This window comes from Clostridiaceae bacterium HFYG-1003 (assembly GCA_024579835.1).
Taxonomy (GTDB): Bacteria; Bacillota; Clostridia; order Clostridiales; family Clostridiaceae; genus JG1575.
In genome coordinates, this window is sequence record CP102060.1 from 3,344,059 (window position 1) to 3,362,269 (window position 18,211).

Annotated in this window: 14 protein-coding genes; 12 read left to right on the plus strand and 2 right to left on the minus strand. The window is 57.2% G+C overall.

The features are described 5' to 3' along the window. The first annotated feature begins 29 nt into the window (after positions 1-29). A complete protein-coding gene (panC, locus tag NQU17_15045) occupies positions 30-890 on the plus strand; it encodes a pantoate--beta-alanine ligase (protein UUM11908.1) in 861 nt (286 codons plus the stop codon). After that, positions 890-1,267, plus strand: a complete 378-nt coding sequence (locus tag NQU17_15050) for an aspartate 1-decarboxylase (GenBank protein UUM11909.1) — start codon at positions 890-892, stop codon at positions 1,265-1,267. The genes panC and NQU17_15050 overlap by 1 nt, the downstream gene beginning before the upstream one ends. Positions 1,268-1,550: 283 nt before the next feature. Here the strand turns inward: NQU17_15050 and NQU17_15055 are convergent, their stop codons facing one another. Beyond that, positions 1,551-2,948 (minus strand): citrate synthase, encoded by a 1,398-nt coding sequence (locus NQU17_15055; GenBank protein ID UUM11910.1) that lies wholly within the window; start codon positions 2,946-2,948, stop codon positions 1,551-1,553. Between the two features lie 212 nt (positions 2,949-3,160). Here NQU17_15055 and NQU17_15060 point away from each other — a divergent pair, with 212 nt between their 5' ends. Then, complete coding sequence (locus NQU17_15060; GenBank protein ID UUM11911.1) at positions 3,161-5,425, plus strand: hydratase; 2,265 nt, start codon at positions 3,161-3,163, stop codon at positions 5,423-5,425. Further along, positions 5,422-6,633: an NADP-dependent isocitrate dehydrogenase gene (locus NQU17_15065; GenBank protein ID UUM11912.1), complete on the plus strand. Its 1,212-nt coding sequence runs from the start codon at positions 5,422-5,424 to the stop codon at positions 6,631-6,633. Before NQU17_15060 ends, NQU17_15065 begins: the two co-directional genes overlap by 4 nt. Positions 6,634-6,808: 175 nt before the next feature. On the opposite strand, the gene NQU17_15070 is transcribed toward NQU17_15065, so the two are convergent. Beyond that, positions 6,809-8,134: an SEC-C metal-binding domain-containing protein gene (locus NQU17_15070; GenBank protein UUM11913.1), complete on the minus strand. Its 1,326-nt coding sequence runs from the start codon at positions 8,132-8,134 to the stop codon at positions 6,809-6,811. A gap of 512 nt (positions 8,135-8,646) precedes the next feature. On the opposite strand from NQU17_15070, the gene nadA reads away from it, so the two are divergent. The 8 genes from nadA (at position 8,647) to NQU17_15110 (ending at position 18,011) form a co-directional block, all read left to right on the plus strand. Then, positions 8,647-9,552, plus strand: a complete 906-nt coding sequence (nadA, locus tag NQU17_15075) for a quinolinate synthase NadA (protein UUM11914.1) — start codon at positions 8,647-8,649, stop codon at positions 9,550-9,552. 18 nt (positions 9,553-9,570) lie between these two features. Beyond that, on the plus strand, positions 9,571-10,866 hold the full coding sequence (locus tag NQU17_15080; protein ID UUM13536.1) for an L-aspartate oxidase: 1,296 nt from the start codon (positions 9,571-9,573) through the stop codon (positions 10,864-10,866). A gap of 19 nt (positions 10,867-10,885) precedes the next feature. Then, positions 10,886-11,713, plus strand: coding sequence for a carboxylating nicotinate-nucleotide diphosphorylase (gene nadC / locus NQU17_15085; protein ID UUM11915.1), 828 nt, complete (start codon positions 10,886-10,888; stop codon positions 11,711-11,713). 13 nt (positions 11,714-11,726) lie between these two features. Further along, positions 11,727-12,287, plus strand: a complete 561-nt coding sequence (locus NQU17_15090; GenBank protein UUM11916.1) for a transcription repressor NadR — start codon at positions 11,727-11,729, stop codon at positions 12,285-12,287. A 379-nt stretch (positions 12,288-12,666) separates the two neighbouring features. Next, a complete protein-coding gene (locus NQU17_15095) occupies positions 12,667-13,062 on the plus strand; it encodes a hypothetical protein (protein UUM11917.1) in 396 nt (131 codons plus the stop codon). A gap of 17 nt (positions 13,063-13,079) precedes the next feature. Continuing rightward, on the plus strand, positions 13,080-14,966 hold the full coding sequence (locus NQU17_15100; GenBank protein ID UUM11918.1) for an alpha-glucosidase: 1,887 nt from the start codon (positions 13,080-13,082) through the stop codon (positions 14,964-14,966). A gap of 444 nt (positions 14,967-15,410) precedes the next feature. Further along, the gene (locus tag NQU17_15105) at positions 15,411-16,211 is read left to right on the plus strand and encodes a caspase family protein (protein UUM11919.1); all 801 of its coding nucleotides are present in this window, start codon (positions 15,411-15,413) and stop codon (positions 16,209-16,211) included. An 18-nt stretch (positions 16,212-16,229) separates the two neighbouring features. Then, complete coding sequence (locus NQU17_15110) at positions 16,230-18,011, plus strand: DNA/RNA non-specific endonuclease (GenBank protein UUM11920.1); 1,782 nt, start codon at positions 16,230-16,232, stop codon at positions 18,009-18,011. Positions 18,012-18,211 lie beyond the last annotated feature (200 nt).

Below are 18,211 nucleotides of genomic sequence, written 5' to 3' on the forward strand. Positions count from 1 at the left end.
GCGCAGCAAGAATTAGCGAGGGGGAAATTATGCTGATCAAAACCATCGAAGAGGTAAGGGCACTCGTCCGAGAGTGGAAAAAACAGGGCTGCTCCATTGGATTTGTGCCCACTATGGGAGCGCTTCATGAGGGCCATCTGAGCCTGCTCAAACAGGCGGTGGCGGAAAACGACCGGGTCATCGCCAGCGTGTTTGTCAATCCGACCCAATTCGGACCCAATGAGGATTACGCCTCGTATCCAAGAGACATCCAGACGGACTACAGCCTGTGCCAGAGTGCCGGGGTCGACGCGGTGTTCCATCCGGATCCGGAGGAGCTCTACCTTCCCAACCGGGCCACCACGGTCCATGTCACCGGATTGACCGATGTCCTGTGCGGCGCCAAGCGGCCGGGTCATTTTGACGGCGTCTGCCTGGTCCTGAGCAAGCTGTTCAGCATCGTGAATCCCGACCGGGCCTATTTTGGCCAGAAGGATGCCCAACAGGTGGCGGTGGTCCGGCGGATGGTCCGGGACCTGAACTTCGGGGTCGATGTCATTGCCTGTCCGATTGTGCGCGAAGCCGGCGGACTGGCCAGAAGCTCCAGAAACGCCTATCTCAGCGCAGAGGAGAAGGCAGCGGCCCTGGTGCTGAACAGAAGTCTGAGCCGGGCGTTGCAGGCCATGCAATCCGGCGAGCGCAGCGCCGACTTGATTCGCCGGCAGGTGGCCGATCAGATCGCCGCGGAGCCGCTGGCCAGAATCGACTATGTCGAAGTGGTGGATTTTGAGGATCTGCGTCCGGTTCAGGGCCCCATGACGCGGCCCGTGCTGGTGGCGGTTGCCGTGTTCTTCGGCACCACCCGGCTCATTGACAATGTGGTGTTTGGCCCGGAACAGGAGGTCAGATAATGCTGCTCAACATGCTCAAAGGCAAGATCCATAAAGCCACGGTCACCCAGGCGGAGTTAAACTACATGGGCAGCATTACCATCGACAAGACCCTGATGGACGCGGCCGGAATCATTGAGAATGAGAAGGTTCAGATCGTGAACAACAACAACGGAGCCCGGCTGGAGACCTACGTCATTCCGGGAACCCGGGATTCCGGCATCATCTGCCTGAACGGCGCAGCCGCCCGACTGGTTCAGCCCGGCGATGTTGTCATCATCATCTGCTATGCCCAGATGGATGAAGCGGAAGCCAGAGCCTGGAAGCCCAAAGTGGTGTTTGTCAATTCGGACAATTCCATTGACCGGATCACGAACTACGAATACAACGAAGCCTGATCATGCTGTTGAAGCAACAGTCCGGCCTGGCCAAGTCATTGCCAGGCCATAGCTAATGAATTGCAAAGCTAAGCTTAGCCAAGCCAACGTCATGTCAAAGCCAGCGTCATGTCAAAGCCAGCGTCATGTCAATCTCAAGCCAGAAGGAGCTGCTGCTCACCCGGACATCCCGGGGAGCGGCAGCTCCTTTTGGCATATTGTTGATTCAATACAATTTGATTCATTCGATTGCGGGATCCATCGACAGAGTCCTAAGCGGTCAGACCCTCCGGCTCAGGTGGGATTAATCCATGGAGTCTTTGATGGGTGCAGTCGGTTCTGTCCGATATTCCATGGGGGTGTAGCTGGCCATCTGATGAGCGGAGCGGTAGGCCGGACGGATAATGCGCTTGCCGTTGACCAGCTCTTCGATCCGGTGGGCGCACCAGCCGGTGATGCGGGCGATGGCGAAGAGGGGGGTAAACAGGTCCTTGGGTATATCCAGCATGTCATAGACCAGACCGGAATACAGATCCACATTGGCGCACAGGGAGATGCTCCGTCCGCTTCGTTCGAATACCAGGGGGATGCCCAGGCGTTCCACGCTTTCGATGAGTTCCAGGTCCTGGATGCGGCCCTTGGCCTGGGCCATGCTGCGGGCATATTTTTTGATGGCAACGGCCCGGGGGTCGGTGATGGTATAGACCGCGTGACCCAGTCCGTAGATCTTGCCGGACCGGTCTCCGGCCTGGCCGGCCAGGAGCTTGGCCAGATAGGAGCGCAGCTGGGCGTCATCGGTTGGATCCTGGACCTCTGCCTTTATGAAGTCCATCATCTGGGTGACTTTCGCGTTCGCGCCGCCGTGGAGCGGCCCTTTCAGCGAGCCGATGGCAGCGGCGATGGCGCTGTAGGTGTCGGTTCCGCTGCTGGAGACGGTGCGGCAGGCGAAGGCGGAGTTGTTTCCGCCGCCGTGCTCGGCGTGCAGGATGAACATGAGGTCCAGCAGTTTGGCTTCCTCATCGGTGTAGACTTTGTCCCGACGGATCATCCGCAGGAAATTCTCAGCCACCGACAGGTTCTCCTTGGGATGGTGGATATAGAGGGAATGCCCTTCAAACACGTGCCGCTTGACGGCATAGGCGTTGGCTACAATGGAAGGAAACCGTCCGACCAGTTCGATGGACTGGCGCATGACGTTCTCCAGGGACGTATCATCCGGGTTGTCATCGTAGGAATACAGGGCCAGAACACTGCGCTCGAGTTTGTTCATAATATCCTTGGAGGGGGCTTTTAGGATCATGTCCTCAAAGAACCGGTCCGGCAGCTTATGTGTCCGGCACAGGATTTCCCGGAAGCAGTCGTATTCAGATTTGGCGGGAAGCTTGCCAAAGAGCAGCAGGTAGGCCACCTCTTCGTAGCCGAAACTGTTCTCGCGCTGATGGCTCTCCGCGATATCCATCACGTTGATGCCCCGGTAGTATAGTTCCCCCGGGATCGCAACTCGTTCGCCGTCGCGCATATAGTAGCCCTGGACGCTGCCGATCTTGCTGACGCCGGCCATGACGCCGGTGCCGTCCGCGTTGCGCAGGCCGCGCTTGACCATGTCCCCTTCAAAATAATGGTAGTCGATGCTGTATTCTTTCTGCAGATCCCCGCACAGTGAAGTGAGGGTGCCGTTGATGGCGCACTGATTCAGATTCATTTGTTTCCCCGCCCTTTACAGGATTTTTCTGTAGTATACCGAAACTGAAAGGTTTTTGCAAGTTAAAAGTCAAATGATTTCATTTTGAAGGATTTTTTAGGGGGATAAATGATTGAATGTCATCCAAAATGAAATTTAGGCACATCAGATATTGCAATATTCGATGAAAATGGTATACTGAAAAAAATCCTAACTAAAGATGAGGTGGACCCATGATCAGACTGACCGACGCACCGGTGATGCTCCGGGGGGGAGTACCCCAGTTGACGACGGGGCTCGATGCCGCAGCCTCCCGCAATCATACCATTGCCTATACGATTCTTAACGCCCATGACTCTTGCCAGGAGGCAGGGCGTCTGTCGCTGCGCTTTGACCGTCTGATCTCCCATGACATTACCTATGTCGGGATAATTCAAACGGCCATGGCCAGCGGGCTGAAGCAGTTCCCGATGCCCTATGTCCTGACCAACTGCCACAACAGCCTGTGCGCCGTGGGCGGCACCATCAACGAGGATGACCATGCCTTCGGGCTGGCGGCAGCGCAGAAGTTCGGCGGCATCTATGTGCCGGCCAATCTGGCTGTCATTCATCAGTATGCCCGGGAAGAGCTGGCCGCCTGCGGCCGGATGATTCTGGGCTCGGACAGCCATACCCGGTTTGGCCCCCTGGGCACCATGGGGGTGGGGGAGGGCGGACCGGAACTGGTCAAGCAGCTGCTGGGCAGTACCTGGGACAGCACGACGCCGGAAGTCATTCTGGTCTGGCTCACGGGAAAGCCAAGACAGGGGGTAGGCCCGCATGATGTTGCCATTGCTCTGACCGGAGCGGTTTACGGCAACGGCTTTGTCAAAAACAAGGTGATGGAATTCGGCGGTCCGGGAGTGGGTCATTTATCGGTGGACTTCCGCCTGGGTATTGATGTCATGACTACGGAGGCAGCCTGCCTGTCTTCCATCTGGCAGACCGATGAGGTCATCCGTGATTTCTACGCCGTCCACGGCCGGCCGGCGGATTACCGGGAGCTAACGCCCGGGGAGGGGGCCCTGTACGATGGGCTCATTGAGATCGATCTGGATCAGATCGAACCCATGGCGGCTCTGCCGTTCCATCCGTCCCGGGCGGTAGCCCTGCGCGAGCTCATCGCCAATCCGGGTGACATTCTGCGCCAGGTGGAGCGTACTGCCCAGGAGGAATTCGGAGCACGTCTGGACTTTCGTCTGACCGATAAGATAAGAGGCGGCAAACTGATGGTGGATCAGGGCATTATTGCCGGCTGCGCCGGCGGCATGTTCGAGAATATGGCGGCGGCCAGTGCCATTCTGGGCGAGGCTGGCACCGGCTCCGGACCGTTCTCGCTGTCGGTTTATCCCTCCAGCGTGCCGGTGAATCTGGAACTGCTGAGCGCCGGTATTGCCGCGAAGTTCATGGAAGCCGGCGTATTGATGAAGAGCGCTTTCTGCGGCCCCTGCTTTGGGGCGGGCGATGTGCCGTCCCACAACGGGCTGTCCATCCGCCATACCACCAGAAACTTCCCCAGCCGGGAAGGTTCCCGCCCGGGAGACGGCCAGCTGGCCTCCGTCATTCTGATGGATGCGCGGTCCATCGCGGCCACCGCCCGCCATCAGGGCGTCCTGACCTCGGCCCTGGGTCTGGAATACGAGGATGAATCGAGTCTGCCCCGGTCCTATGACGCCACCCCTTACCGCAATCGGGTGTATCAGGGCTTTGGCCAGCCCCGTCCGGAGACGATCCTGCCTTACGGACCCAACATCGCGCCCTGGCCGGCGATTCCGTCTCTGGCCGACCATCTGCTGCTGCGCCTGACCGCGGTGATTCATGATCCGGTCACCACCACCGATGAGCTGATTCCTTCGGGAGAAACTTCGAGCTACCGGTCCAATCCGATGAAACTGGCCTCTTTTACCCTCAGCCGCCGGGAACCGGCCTATGTAGGGCGCTGTCAGGCGGTTCAGCAACTGGAGAAGCAGCGACGCAGCGGAGAGGTACCGGCGGAAGTCAACAGCGTCCTGGAGCGTCTGGGCAGTCAGGCGGCGGACCTTTCCGACACCATGATCGGGTCGGTGCTGTTCTGCGAAAGCCCGGGGGATGGTTCAGCCCGGGAGCAGGCAGCCTCCTGCCAGCGGGTGCTGGGGGGTCTGGCCAACATCTGCCGGACCTATGCCACGAAACGCTATCGCTCCAACTGTGTCAACTGGGGCATGCTCCCCTTTACCATTGCGCCTGATACGGCCTTTGACTATGCCCCCGGGGACTGGGTGTATGTGCCCGGCATCCGGGAAGCCGTGCAAAGCGGAGCAGACCGGGTCCAGGGGTGGGTTGTGACCGATGCAGACGTCCAGCCCATGGAACTGCTGCTGACCGGCTTCAGTCCGGCCGAACGGGAGCTGGTGCTGGCCGGCTGCCTGATGAACTGGTACGCCCAAAACGCTGCCCCGGCGGGAGGAGAGAAAAGATGACCGGAAAAATTCAGATGACCGTCCCTTTAGTGGAGCTGGACGGCGACGAAATGACCCGGGTGCTCTGGCAGATGGTGAAGACCGAGCTACTGGAGCCGTTCCTGGAACTGAAAACCGAGTATTATGATCTGGGCCTGCCCCGGCGCGAGCAGACCGGGGACGCCATCACCAGTGAAGCGGCCCACGCCATCAGGCGGCACGGGGTCGGCGTCAAATGCGCCACCATCACGCCCAATGCCCAGCGCATGGAGGAATATGGACTGAGCCAGATGTGGCGCAGTCCCAACGGAACCATCCGGGCCATCCTGGACGGGACCGTGTTCCGCCAGCCCATCCTGACCAAGGTCATCCGGCCCTATATCCCGCACTGGACAAAGCCCATCACCATCGCCCGCCACAGCTACGGCGACATCTACCGGGACACCGAGTACCGGGTAAGCGGACCGGGGAAAGCCGAGCTTCTGTTCACCGGTCAGAACGGTGAGATGTTCCGGGAAACCATCCATAACTTTGAAGGACCGGGAATTCTCCAGGGCTGCTTCAATAAGGATGATTCCATCGAGCATTTCGCCGCTGCCTGTTTCGAATATGCCCTGGCCACCCGACAGGACCTGTGGTTCTCGGCCAAGGACACCATCATGAAACAGTATGACGGACGGTTCAAGGAAGTCTTCCAGGACCTCTACGACTCGACCTACCGCGCGGCCTTTGCGCAGGCCGGAATTACCTACTTCTATACCCTGATCGATGATGCCGTGGCCCGTATTCTGCGCTCCCAGGGCGGCATGGTCTGGGCACTGAAGAACTATGACGGCGATGTCATGAGCGACCTGGTGTCCACCGCCTTCGGGTCCCTGGCCATGATGACTTCCGTACTGGTCAGCGCGGACGGCTGCTATGAATTTGAAGCCGCTCACGGCACCATTACCCAGCATTACTATCGGCACCGGAAGGGCGAGAAGACCTCCTCCAACCCGGTGGCCACGATCTTCGCCTGGAGCGGCGCACTGCGCCAGCGCGGCAAGCTCGATGGCAATGCGCCGCTCATCCGCTTCGCGGACGCCCTGGAACAGGCGACGCTGGAAACCATTGAATCCGGCACCATGACCGCCGATCTGGCTCATCTGAGTACCCGACCGGCTCACGCCGTCGACAGCGAAACGTTCCTGAGTGCGATCCGAAGGGCCCTGACCGACAAGCTGCAGTGAGGCGCCACCCCCCACCCGAAGGAGCGAACAAACAGTGAATTTGAACCAAAATCATACAGTGTATGGAAAAGGAGTCGCTTCCGGCGGGAAGCGACTCCTCTCAATGGCAGGATATTCGATTGATTGAATCCTTTCGGATCACCAGTTGACTCAGGAACGTTCAATGGCCTGAACTCTACTCCAGCGTGGTGATGATCCCCTGCTGGATTACCTTGTCATATTGATCCTGAAACATCTTTTGGGCTCCTGGGCCAAAAGTGACCGACATTGGGTTCATAAAACTGTCATAGATAATCTTGCCTTTAAAGGGAAGCAGGACGGTATCGACCATGATGGGAAGCTTTTGGAGCAGCACGGTAGAAACCGGCTGACTGATGCCCACGACACCATACAGGACATCCTTCGCTTTCTCGTTAGAGCCGAGCAGTACGGCGTAGTTTTCTTCATATCGCATCACCAAGAACTTGTTTTTTATGTGATTTGATTTCCAAAGCTTCAGGATTTCGACGTGCTCCTTAGGCAGATCGGCAGCTTTGATGTAATCATCAATCAGTTCGGGGTGTTCCCAGAGAAGAGTCCGGAGCTTATAGATTTCCAGGTTCGAGTTGGCTGAGTATTCCAGATCATACTCGGGGGCATCCGGACCGAAGAAGTTGATGAAAGAGATCAGGCCAAACCAGATCTGAAAGAATTCACGGGCGTCGGCTTGTTGGAGCTGGGCAGTTTTCAGGTCCTCTGTTCTGGCGCAGCAGCGCTTGTATTTTTTGCCGCTGCCGCACGGGCAGGGATCATTCCGACCGATCTTTTTCGGTTTTGCCACAATCGGAGTATGATCATCCTCCTGCTTCATCAGGTGGAACAGTTCCTCGGGGGAATGGCCCTTATTCTCCCAGATTCGGGTATTGTTTTTTGTATCCATCATCAATTGGAAGAATGTTTCCAGGTTTTTTTCCGAGAAGTTCAGATCATAGACGGACATTAACACGTCCAAAGAGCTGATTGGTCCGAAAATGCAGCGGTCCAGCAGGAATAAGAAGTCGGGGGATTGCGTGACCGGGCCAAACAGCCGCTTTAAAAAGCGATTAAGTTCCTGGATTTGAGGGCCGATCCGATGGTCATCATCCACAAACCGGAGAAACTCCTCCTTCTCCGGAATATAGCGGGGTTTTTGGCCCTGTTCCACCAGCAGTTGGGTCACCTCATCGAAATCCTCCAGGAAGGAGGCGTCAACCAGATACTGCTGGTAGAAAAGATAGGGAGCGTTCTTGTGGATCAGGGGAAGGAGCAGCCGGTAGATCTCCTCTCCACTGGTTGGGGTCTCATTCTGGCTGTTGATAATATCAGCCAGTTCATCCCGATCGATCACGCCATACAGATTCACCGCCGCCCGGGCATAGGTGTCCAGAAGCGTCCTCCAGGGACCCTTCCCATAGGGACAGCGTACAATGTCAGAAGTGGGGTTGTATTTTTCAAACAGTCTGGTTGCTTTCTCAGCCTTCATGGTTCATCTCTCCAATCGTCCTGCAGTCAGTGGGACATCGCACCACTCAGTTCCGATGTTCCGTGTACAGGTGAATGCTCAAGTCAATTATAACCCAAATAGCCGCATGGGAGAAACGGATGATCCGGTCAGAAGACAGGGGGAATTAAGTCATTGGTTTTGGACGTCTCCTGTCGGAGACTGGGGATGCGGATTCCGCTGCCAAAATTGTTCAGGAATTGGTTCGGGGGCGGCAGGAGCGCAACCGTTTTATCGTAGGCTTCAGAGACCTTTTCAGGCCTGGCACAGGAAACGGAACTGTCAAATTCTGCGGAAGAGATCTGCAAGAAGGATAAGGATCTGGAGGCTTTATCTCAAAAACCAAGACTGGGGCTGCTGGATTACTATTTTTTATCAATGGGTGTCTTGTCACCTCCCTTGACAGGTGAAAACCGTCATGTTATAACACTTTACGTCTTAACCCCAGCGAGAATTCAGGCTGGGGCACGAACGATAGTTTACGGGGGAAGCGTATGAATCAGTTGTTGGGAGAAATTGCACGTCTGAAGAAAGAGAAGGACGCGGTTATGTTGGCGCATTACTATGTGGAGGATCAAGTGAAGGCGGCCGCTGACTATGTGGGAGATTCCTACTATCTGGCCCGGCTGGCCACGGAGCTACCGCAGCAGACCATTGTGCTGTGCGGCGTTACGTTCATGGGGGAAAGCGTCAAGCTGCTTAATCCGGACAAGACGGTGCTCATGCCGGATCTGAGCGCCGGCTGTCCTATGGCGGAAATGTATGATCTGGCGGAAATCCGCCGGCTCAAGGAGGAAGTGGAGGATCTGGCGGTGGTCTGCTATGTCAATTCCACCCTGGAGCTGAAGGGTCAGTCCGATGTATGCGTTACCTCCGCCAACGCGGTGAAGGTGGTGCGGGGAATGCCTCAGCGCAACATCTATTTTGTGCCGGATGAGAACCTGGGGGGCTTTGTCGCGCAGCAGGTTCCCGAGAAACAATTTATCCTGCACAACGGTTCCTGCTGCGTCCATACCGGGATCCGGACGGCGGACCTGGAGCAGGCCAGACGGGACTATCCCAACGCCGAGGTGCTGTCCCATCCGGAGTGCCGGCCGGAGATTCTGGCGCTGTCCGACTATATCGGCAGCACATCCGGCATTCTGAAGCGGGCTGGGGAAAGCACCGCGTCTGAGCTGATCATCTGTACGGAGATGGGCATTCTGGATGAACTGAAGCGGTCCTGTCCGGACAAGACCTTCGTCTTCCCCGGCGAGCGGGTCTGCGCCAGCATGAAGAAGGTCACCCTGGAGAAGATTCGGGAGGTGCTGCGCGGCGGCAGCAATGAAATCAGGATTATGGACGGCAATACGGAGCAGGCGGCAGCTACCCTGGAACGGATGCTGCTTCTGGCGAATTGATTGAAAGAAGGGAATGGAGTGAACAGCAAGGCGGATATTGTAATCGTCGGAAGCGGCGTGGCGGGATTATTTTGCGCCCTGAACCTTCCGGAGCGCTGCCGGGTCGTCATCCTGACTAAGGACCGGCTCGAGCGCAGCGACTCCTACCTGGCCCAGGGCGGAATCTGTGTGGCCCAGGGCGAGTCGGATTACGAGAGTTTTTATGAGGATACGATGCGGGCCGGCCATTATCAGAATGATCCGGCGGCGGTATCCCTGATGATTGAATCCTCCCGATCGGTGATCGAGGATCTGGTGGGCTTTGGGGCGGACTTTGCCCGGCAGGGCAGGAATCTGCTCTGCACCAGAGAAGGGGGGCATTCCCGTCCCCGCATCGTATATCATCAGGACATCACCGGCCGGGAGGTCATGACCCGGCTCATTGCCCGGGTGAAAGAACGGTCCAACATTGAAATCTATGAATATGAAACCATGGTGGACCTGCTGGTGGAGCAGGCGGAGTGCCGGGGCGTCATCAGTCGGGGAACAGACGGCAGGCTGCGCTTGTGGCAGGCAGACTCAACCATACTGGCCTGCGGCGGTGTCGGCGGGCTGTTTGAGTTCTCCACCAATTACCGGCACATTACCGGGGATGCCATTGCCATCGCTCTGGAGCACGGCATCGCCACAGAGCGGGTTGACGCGGTGCAGATGCACCCAACCACGTTCTATGATCCTTCGTCGAGCCGGTGTCTGCTGATTTCTGAGTCCGTCCGGGGCGAGGGGGCGCATCTTCTGAATGAACGGGGCGAGCGCTTTACCGATGAGCTGGCACCGCGGGACGTTGTGACAGCGGCGATCCGGGCGGAGATGGAACGGACGGGGACAGACCACGTCTATCTGGCGATGCAGCATTTGGGGGAAGAGGTGATCCGGTCACATTTCCCCAATATTTACGAATCCTGCCGCCAGCGCGGCATCGATGTGCTGACCCAGCCCATTCCGGTGGTGCCGGCCCAGCACTACCTCATGGGCGGCATCAAGGTGGATCTGGACAGCCAGACCTCCATGGCCCGGCTGTATGCCATCGGCGAAACCAGCTGCAACGGGGTCCACGGAGCCAACCGGCTGGCCAGCAATTCGCTGCTGGAAAGCCTGGTGTTTGCCCGCCGGGCCGCCCGGCGGATCGGGGCAAGTCACAGAACCCAGATAGAGAAGAGGGGCAGCGGCAGTCTGGCGCTGCCGGATTTCGAGAAATATCAGGAGGATTCGCTGATGGAGCGCTATCGTCGGACCGTCCGGGAAAAAATGGGGGAGCAGCTTCATGCAATATAGTTTTTCAGGTAGAATCAAGATGGATGAACACATCAGACAGGCCCTGGCGGAGGATATCACCCAGGAGGATCTGAGCACGAACGCTGTGGTGGATCCCGCCCGGCAGGGAACCGTGGAGCTGATCTGCAAGCAGGACGGAGTTCTGGCCGGGATCGAGGTCTTCTGCCGCGTGTTTGCGCTGCTCGATCCGAAGGTGCAGTGCGCCGCTGCAGTCCATGACGGCGAAGCGATCCGGCAGGGGCAGGTGATTGCCCGGATTCAGGGCAGCCTGCGGGCTCTGCTCACCGGGGAGCGCACCGCGCTCAACTACCTGCAGCACATGAGCGGCATCGCAACCTACACCCGGGGTGTGGCCGATGTGCTGGAAGGCACCGGGATCGCGCTGCTGGATACGCGCAAGACGACGCCAACGCTGCGGCTGTTTGACAAGTACGCGGTCAAGGTTGGGGGCGGGAAGAACCACCGCTTCAACCTGTCTGACGGCATCATGTTAAAGGACAACCACATCGCGGCGGCCGGCGGGATCCGTCCGGCGGTGGAGCGGGCTAGGGCCTACGCCTCCCATGTCTACAAAATCGAGGTGGAGGCGGAAACCCTGGACATGGTTCAGGAGGCCGCCGAGGCGGGAGCAGACATCATCATGCTGGACAATATGTCCCCGGAGCTGATGAAGGAAGCCGTCCGACTCATTGCCGGGCGCGCCGCCACGGAATGCTCCGGCAACGTAACAAAGGAAAATATCGCCCGATACCTGGATCTGGGGATCGACTACATTTCAGTCGGCGCGCTGACGCATTCCGCGCCGATCCTGGATTTTTCGATGAAGAACCTGAGGGCGATCGACTAGAGGAGGAAATTTTATGTCGACCGGGAAATTGAGACGAGACCAGATCATTCAGATGATCCGAAACTCCGAGGAGCCCATCTCCGCATCGACCCTGGCCACCCGCTTTGCGGTGAGCCGTCAGGTCATCGTGCAGGACATTGCGCTCCTGCGGGCAGCCGATTACCAAATTGAATCCACAATCCGCGGCTATCGGATGGACCGGCCGACATCCTGCCGCCGGGTCTTCAAGGTGCACCACAGCGAAGACCATACCAGCAAAGAGCTTCAGACCATCATCGACGGCGGCGGCACCGTGGTTGAAGTCTTTGTGAACCACCGGGTCTACGGCGTGATCCGTACGCCCATGCAGATCCGGTCCCGGCGCGACATTGACCACCTGGTCCATGAAATCTCCTCCGGCAACTCCTCTCTGCTCATGCACATGACCTCGGGCTACCACTTCCACACCGTGGAGGCAGCTTCGGAGGAAATCCTGGACGGCATCGCCGCCCGCCTGAAACAGAACGGCTTCCTGGCACCGGTGCTGGACTATGAGCGTCACCTGCTGGGGGACGATCCGGATCAGACCAGGTAATGCGGCCTGGCAGCTGACCTGAACTGCCGGATCAGACCGGAGCCGTTCGGCACCGGAACTGCCGCTGAATCGGGCTTAATACACCTGGTACCCGATGGCATAATAGTCGCAGGAATCATTACCTGACAATCACATGTAACATGACCGGACAATCAGATGAATGACAAGAGACAGGCCCTCCGGCGACGAGATTCGCCGGAGGGCCTGTCTACGTTCCAGGGACCAGAAGGTTCCAGCCTTCCGGAGCGACGATGTTCCAATCATCCGGAGCGGCGATGGTTCACCTTTCTGGGCAGGGGATCTGATTGCTGGGATTTTTGGGGGAATTGTATAAAAACACTGTTTGCCAAGATGATAGAAGATCCGGGAGGGCTGTGCTATGCTGAAGGCAAAGAGAAGGATCCGACTGCCCCGGTCGGACCGCCCGGCAGAAGATTTGAGACAAGGTTTCATGAACTGCGATCGGATGATGACACAGGAGGGGCAGGAGATGGAAAATGTCAGGAGAAGCCGATTTGCCTTCGGGCTGGGTCCCGTTGGTCGGGCCCTGCGCTCACCGCTGGTGAGCAGGTGTTTCTTCTACGATCTGACGGATGTGCTGGATATGCCGGATGAAACGGTGTGGACCATGACCGGTGTGCGGACGCTGCGTTGGATTTTGGATGCCGTCAAGGATCTCATGAGAAAGGGGCTGGTGGACAAAACCCAGACCCGCTGGGCTGGTTCAGGCCCTGGCTCGGATCGGAGGAACCGGGGCGATCGTCAGGCTGACTGAGAGGAGGGGAGCTCATCATGCTGAATCAGAATCATACCGTGGGGGATGTAATGGACCACCCGCTGGGTCAGGATATCCTTCATAAGCTCCTGCTCCAGATAGGAATCAGCCGGCGGTTCCTGGGCCATCCGCTGATCCGGCGGATCCGGCTGTCTCATTTGCCGCGCCTGACCGGGGGGAAGGTGGATGAGAGCTTTGTCGCAACGGTTCTGGAGCTGTTAAACAGCGAGCCGGATGTGCCCGGAATCGGTTCGGGACCGGGCCGGGCGGCCTGGTGGAAGGAAGCGGTTTTCTATCAGATCTACCCCAAAAGCTTCATGGACAGCGATGGCGATGGCGTGGGAGACCTGGGCGGAATTCTCACGAAACTGGACTATCTGCAGAATCTGGGGGTGGGCGCCCTGTGGCTTACTCCGATCTATGACTCCCCGGAGGCGGACAACGGTTACGATATCCGGGACTATCAGGCCATTCTGTCAACTTATGGCACCATGGCGGATTTTGACGCGCTGATCCAGGAGCTGCATCGCCGGGGCATGCGGCTGATCATGGATTTGGTGGTCAATCACACCTCGGATGAGCATCGCTGGTTTCAGGAAGCCATGGGGGATCCCTCCTCACCGAAAGGGGACTATTACTTTTTCCGGGACGACCCCAATAACTGGGTGTCGTTTTTCGGCGGGAGCGCCTGGAAACGAATTCCGCAGCGCGACCAGTGGGTTCTGCATCTGTTCAGTGAGCGTCAGATGGATTTAAACTGGGACAATCCGGCCCTGCGGGAAGAGATCTTCCGGATGGTGCGGAGCTGGCTGGATCGGGGCGTGGACGGTTTCCGGCTGGATGTCATCAACTATATCTCGAAGCGGCCAGGACTGCCGCCGGGCAATGAATGTCTGGCCCGCATCTCGGGCTTTCGCGGCTTTGAGCATTATTTCTACGGTCCCAATTTGCATCGGTACCTGCGGGAGCTGCGCCGCCAGGCCTTAGACCCCTATGAGGCATTTTCTGTGGGGGAAACTCCGGGAATCGGCCGGCAGACGGCGAAGCTGCTGACAGCTCCCCCGCGCCGCGAGCTGGACATGATCTTCAACTTTGACCACCTGGAGAATCCGGGAAAGGTTCGAGGGGACGATTACCGGTATGACCTGAATTACTACAAGGAATACATCATCCCCTGGATGGAGGATCCCGGCGGGGTCTGGATGTCGCTGTTCTATGAGAATCACGACAATCCACGTATGATCTCCAAAGTGAATCCGGAACCGCAGGTGCGCAAGGTCCTGGCCAAGCTGCTGGCGCTGCTTCAGATGACGCTGCGGGGCACACCCTTCGTGTTCCAGGGTCAGGAACTGGGTCGCGTCAACCAGAACTTTACGTCGATGGACCAGCTGCGCGATGTCGAAAGCCTGAATCTGTACCAAACCTGGAGGAAAACTATGGGGGAAGAGACCGCCCGCCGCAAGATCCTGACGGGTACCCGCGATCATGCCCGGGTGCCCATGGCCTGGAACAGCGATCGCCAGGCCGGTTTCTCCGAGGCGGAGCCCTGGATTGCTCAGGACCAGGACTATCTGACCTGGAATGCCGCAGCGGAGAGTGCTGACCCGAATTCCGTCCTGAATTTCTACCGGCGCCTGATCCGGCTGCGCCGATCGCACCCTGTTCTGGTCTACGGCGAGATCCGGATCCGGTTCAAAAAGACTCGGAACCTGTTCCTGTATCACCGCGTCAGTCCCGAGGAAACCCTGATCGTGGAATGCAATCTCTCGAGCCGTCGGATTCGGCGGCGGATCTCCAGCCGAAGCCGTCATCGCCTGATCTCCAATTATCCGGATTTGCCGCAGGGCTGGCTGCGACCCTATGAAGCCATCCTGTGGAAGCAGGAGACAAAGAGAAAACAATAATCCAATGGAAGATTATCACTATCGTATATAAAAAGATAGTAACTATTAATAGATAATGATGTTTATTCGTATATTAAGTCCGATTTTTCATATCAGCTTTGTATAATATTGTTCGCTTGAGTGATAAAATGGAATTAATAACAGGGCAGTTCAAACGGAATAACGATTTCAACTGCCGATCACGCACAAACAGGATACCAATTACTCCCGGTGGTCGACAGAGTAACCAATTCGTGCTGAATGTTGTCAGAATAACAAATTACTGCTCAATTTTGACAGGATAATCATTATTGTTAAACCCAACCGAATAACCAACTGAAGTGACTCACTCTCAGTTTCTGCCATTGAGGTGTCTGCCGCTGTCAATGGAGGAAGCTGTGCCGTGAGTCTCTTCTTTTTCGATGGATTTCTGTTTTGACCGAAAGACCTGGGAGGAAGAGTAAAATGGCAAAAAAAGCATTGTGTGTCGGAATCAATGATTATCCCTTTGAGGGCAATGATCTCAAGGGATGCGTCAATGATGCCAGAAGTTGGGCCGCCCTGCTGACGGATCATTTTGGCTTTGCGGCGGCGGATGTTAAGATACTGCTGGATCAGGAAGCAACGAAGGCAGCGATTCTGGCGGAGCTGGATCAGATGATCGAAGACGGCGTCGAGGGAGATACCCTGGTTTTCACCAATTCGTCCCATGGAACCTATGTGGCGGATGAGAGTGGGGAAGAGCAGGACAAATACGACGAAGCGATCTGTCCGTATGACTGTGAGTCGCAGCTGATTCTGGATGATGAGCTTCGGGAGCGGTTCGATTGGCTCAAGCCGGGTGTGCGGATGTTCCTGATTTCGGATTCATGTCACTCCGGGGATCTGCGCAAGGCATTGATCGGGGATACCCCGGATCAGAGGCGCTGCCGGTTCCTGAATCCGGTGTTCCTGAAGCGGGCCACGCTGGACAATCCCTTCCGGGCCAAAGCCAATGGCCGGAAGATCAGCCGGCGGACCAAGGTGCTGGATCTGCTGCTGAGCGGCTGCAAGAGCAGCGAATATTCGTATGATGCCCTGATTGACGGTGATTACCATGGCGCGATGACTTACTACGCGCTGCAGGCGATGAAGGAAGCGGATTATCAGCTGACGTTCCAGGAGCTGCATAAAAAGGTCAATGCTTCGCTGCGCTCTGCCGGGTATCCTCAGCATCCCCAGCTGGAGGGGAAAACGGTTTTGAAAAAGCAGCAGGTGTTTGAATGAAAGGCGGGAGGGATGAATATGAGGAGAGGGACAAAAGAAGCAGCCGATGAAAAAGAGCGGATCGAGCGGTATGACCGCGTGGTCAGGGCGGCGCAGCGGCGGTATCAGAAACTGGACAAACAGCGGCGGGGCGCGCGCGGTCCCCTGGTGACTCCGGACCGGATGAGGACCCGGCGCAGCATTATCAATCCCTATGACGGGCTGGCCATCGAACGGATCATCAATCAAAGCGATCTGTTTCCGATCGCCCATCTGCAGCTGGGGTTCAATGCCGGGAAGGCGGTCTGCCGGATCTCGGTGAAGGGGCCGGGAGGACGGGTGCTGGGCTACGGTACGGGATTCATGGTATCACCCTCCCTGCTTCTGACCAATAACCATGTCCTGAACACGGCGGAGACCGCCCAGTTCAGCCTGGCGGAATTCAACTACGAGGATGACGAGCAGTTCATGCCGCGTCAGTCGGTGAGCTACCGGCTGGATCCGGGGCGGTTCTTCCTCACGGATGAGGCGCTGGATTTCACCTTGGTGGCAGTACAGGAGTCATCCAATACGGTCTGTCCGCTTTCGGATTTCGGCTGCCTGAAGCTGCTGCCTGTTGCCGGGAAGATCCTGGAGGGCGAGTATGTATCGATTATTCAGCATCCCCAGGGCGGACAGAAGGCCGTGACGGTTCGGGAGAACCAGGTGCGGTTCCTGTCGGAGGATTTCATCCATTATGTCACGGATACGGAGCCGGGTTCCTCGGGTTCACCGGTATTCAATGACCAGTGGATCGTGGTGGCACTGCATCATGCCGGTGTGCCGGATCCGGAGGACCCGTCGAAATGGATTGCCAATGAGGGGGTAAGGATCAGTTCCATCTTCCAGCGGCTGGCGGCCGGAGCCGATGAACTCGGCCTTGATGCCAGAGCCTTATTGCAGGAACTTTTAGGGGGAACCCTGCCTGAATCGCCTCGGGATGATTTCATGCAGATTGGCGAACTGGGCCAGGAGTGGTATGAGAAGGCAACAGGCTATGATCCCGTTTTTCTGGGGGAGGGCTTTGAGGTGCCGCTGCCCGTACTGTCGGAGGAACTCCAGCCTGACATTGCCCGGACCCAGGAGGGGCAGGAAGTGCTCCATTACACGCATTTCTCCATTGTCATGAGTCAGTCCAGAAAACTGGCGTTCTACACCGCTTCGAATATCGACGGGGAACTTCGGCAGAATCTGAAGCGCAGCGGCGACAAATGGTATTATGATCCGAGAATCTCTCAGGAGTTCCAGTGCGGACCGGCCCTCTACAGCAAAAATGAGCTGGACCGCGGCCATCTGGTGCGGCGGCTGGATCCGGTCTGGGGCAGTGATGCGGCCAGCGCCAATGAGGATACCTTCCATTTTACGAACTGCTCGCCGCAGCATAAGAATCTGAATCAGAAAACCTGGCTCAATCTGGAGGACTACATTCTGAACAACGCGGCGACTCACCGGCTGAAAGTGGTGGTGTTCACCGGACCGGTTTTCCGGTCCGATGACATGGTTTATCGCAGAGAATACCGGATTCCGGCTGAGTTCTGGAAAGTCGCTGTCATTGTGCGGGAAGGCCAGGCCCTGTCGGCCACGGCTTACCTGCAGACTCAGAAGAATCTGATCACCGATCTGGAATTTGCCTATGGCGAGTATGAAACGTACCAGGTTCCCATTACCCAGATCGAATCCCTGACCGGCCTTGATTTCGGCACGCTGCGGGACCATGATCCCATCCAGGGACTCGAGGCCAGTGCGTTCCGGGTGGAAGGTCCGGGAAGTCTGCATCTATAGGAAAGAATTGAAGATCGCTCATACCGGCAGATCCCCCAGCCTGAAGCTCGATTCAGGCTGGGGGATTCGCTTTGGGGTCAGATCCCGGAAGGGGAGAAACGACTGGAGCATCGGATCAGAGGACATTCATGTGACTCGGGATTTAATGCAGGGGAGAGAAAACCTTAAAAAAGTGAGAGGAAGATTTGCTCCTTTGGGTC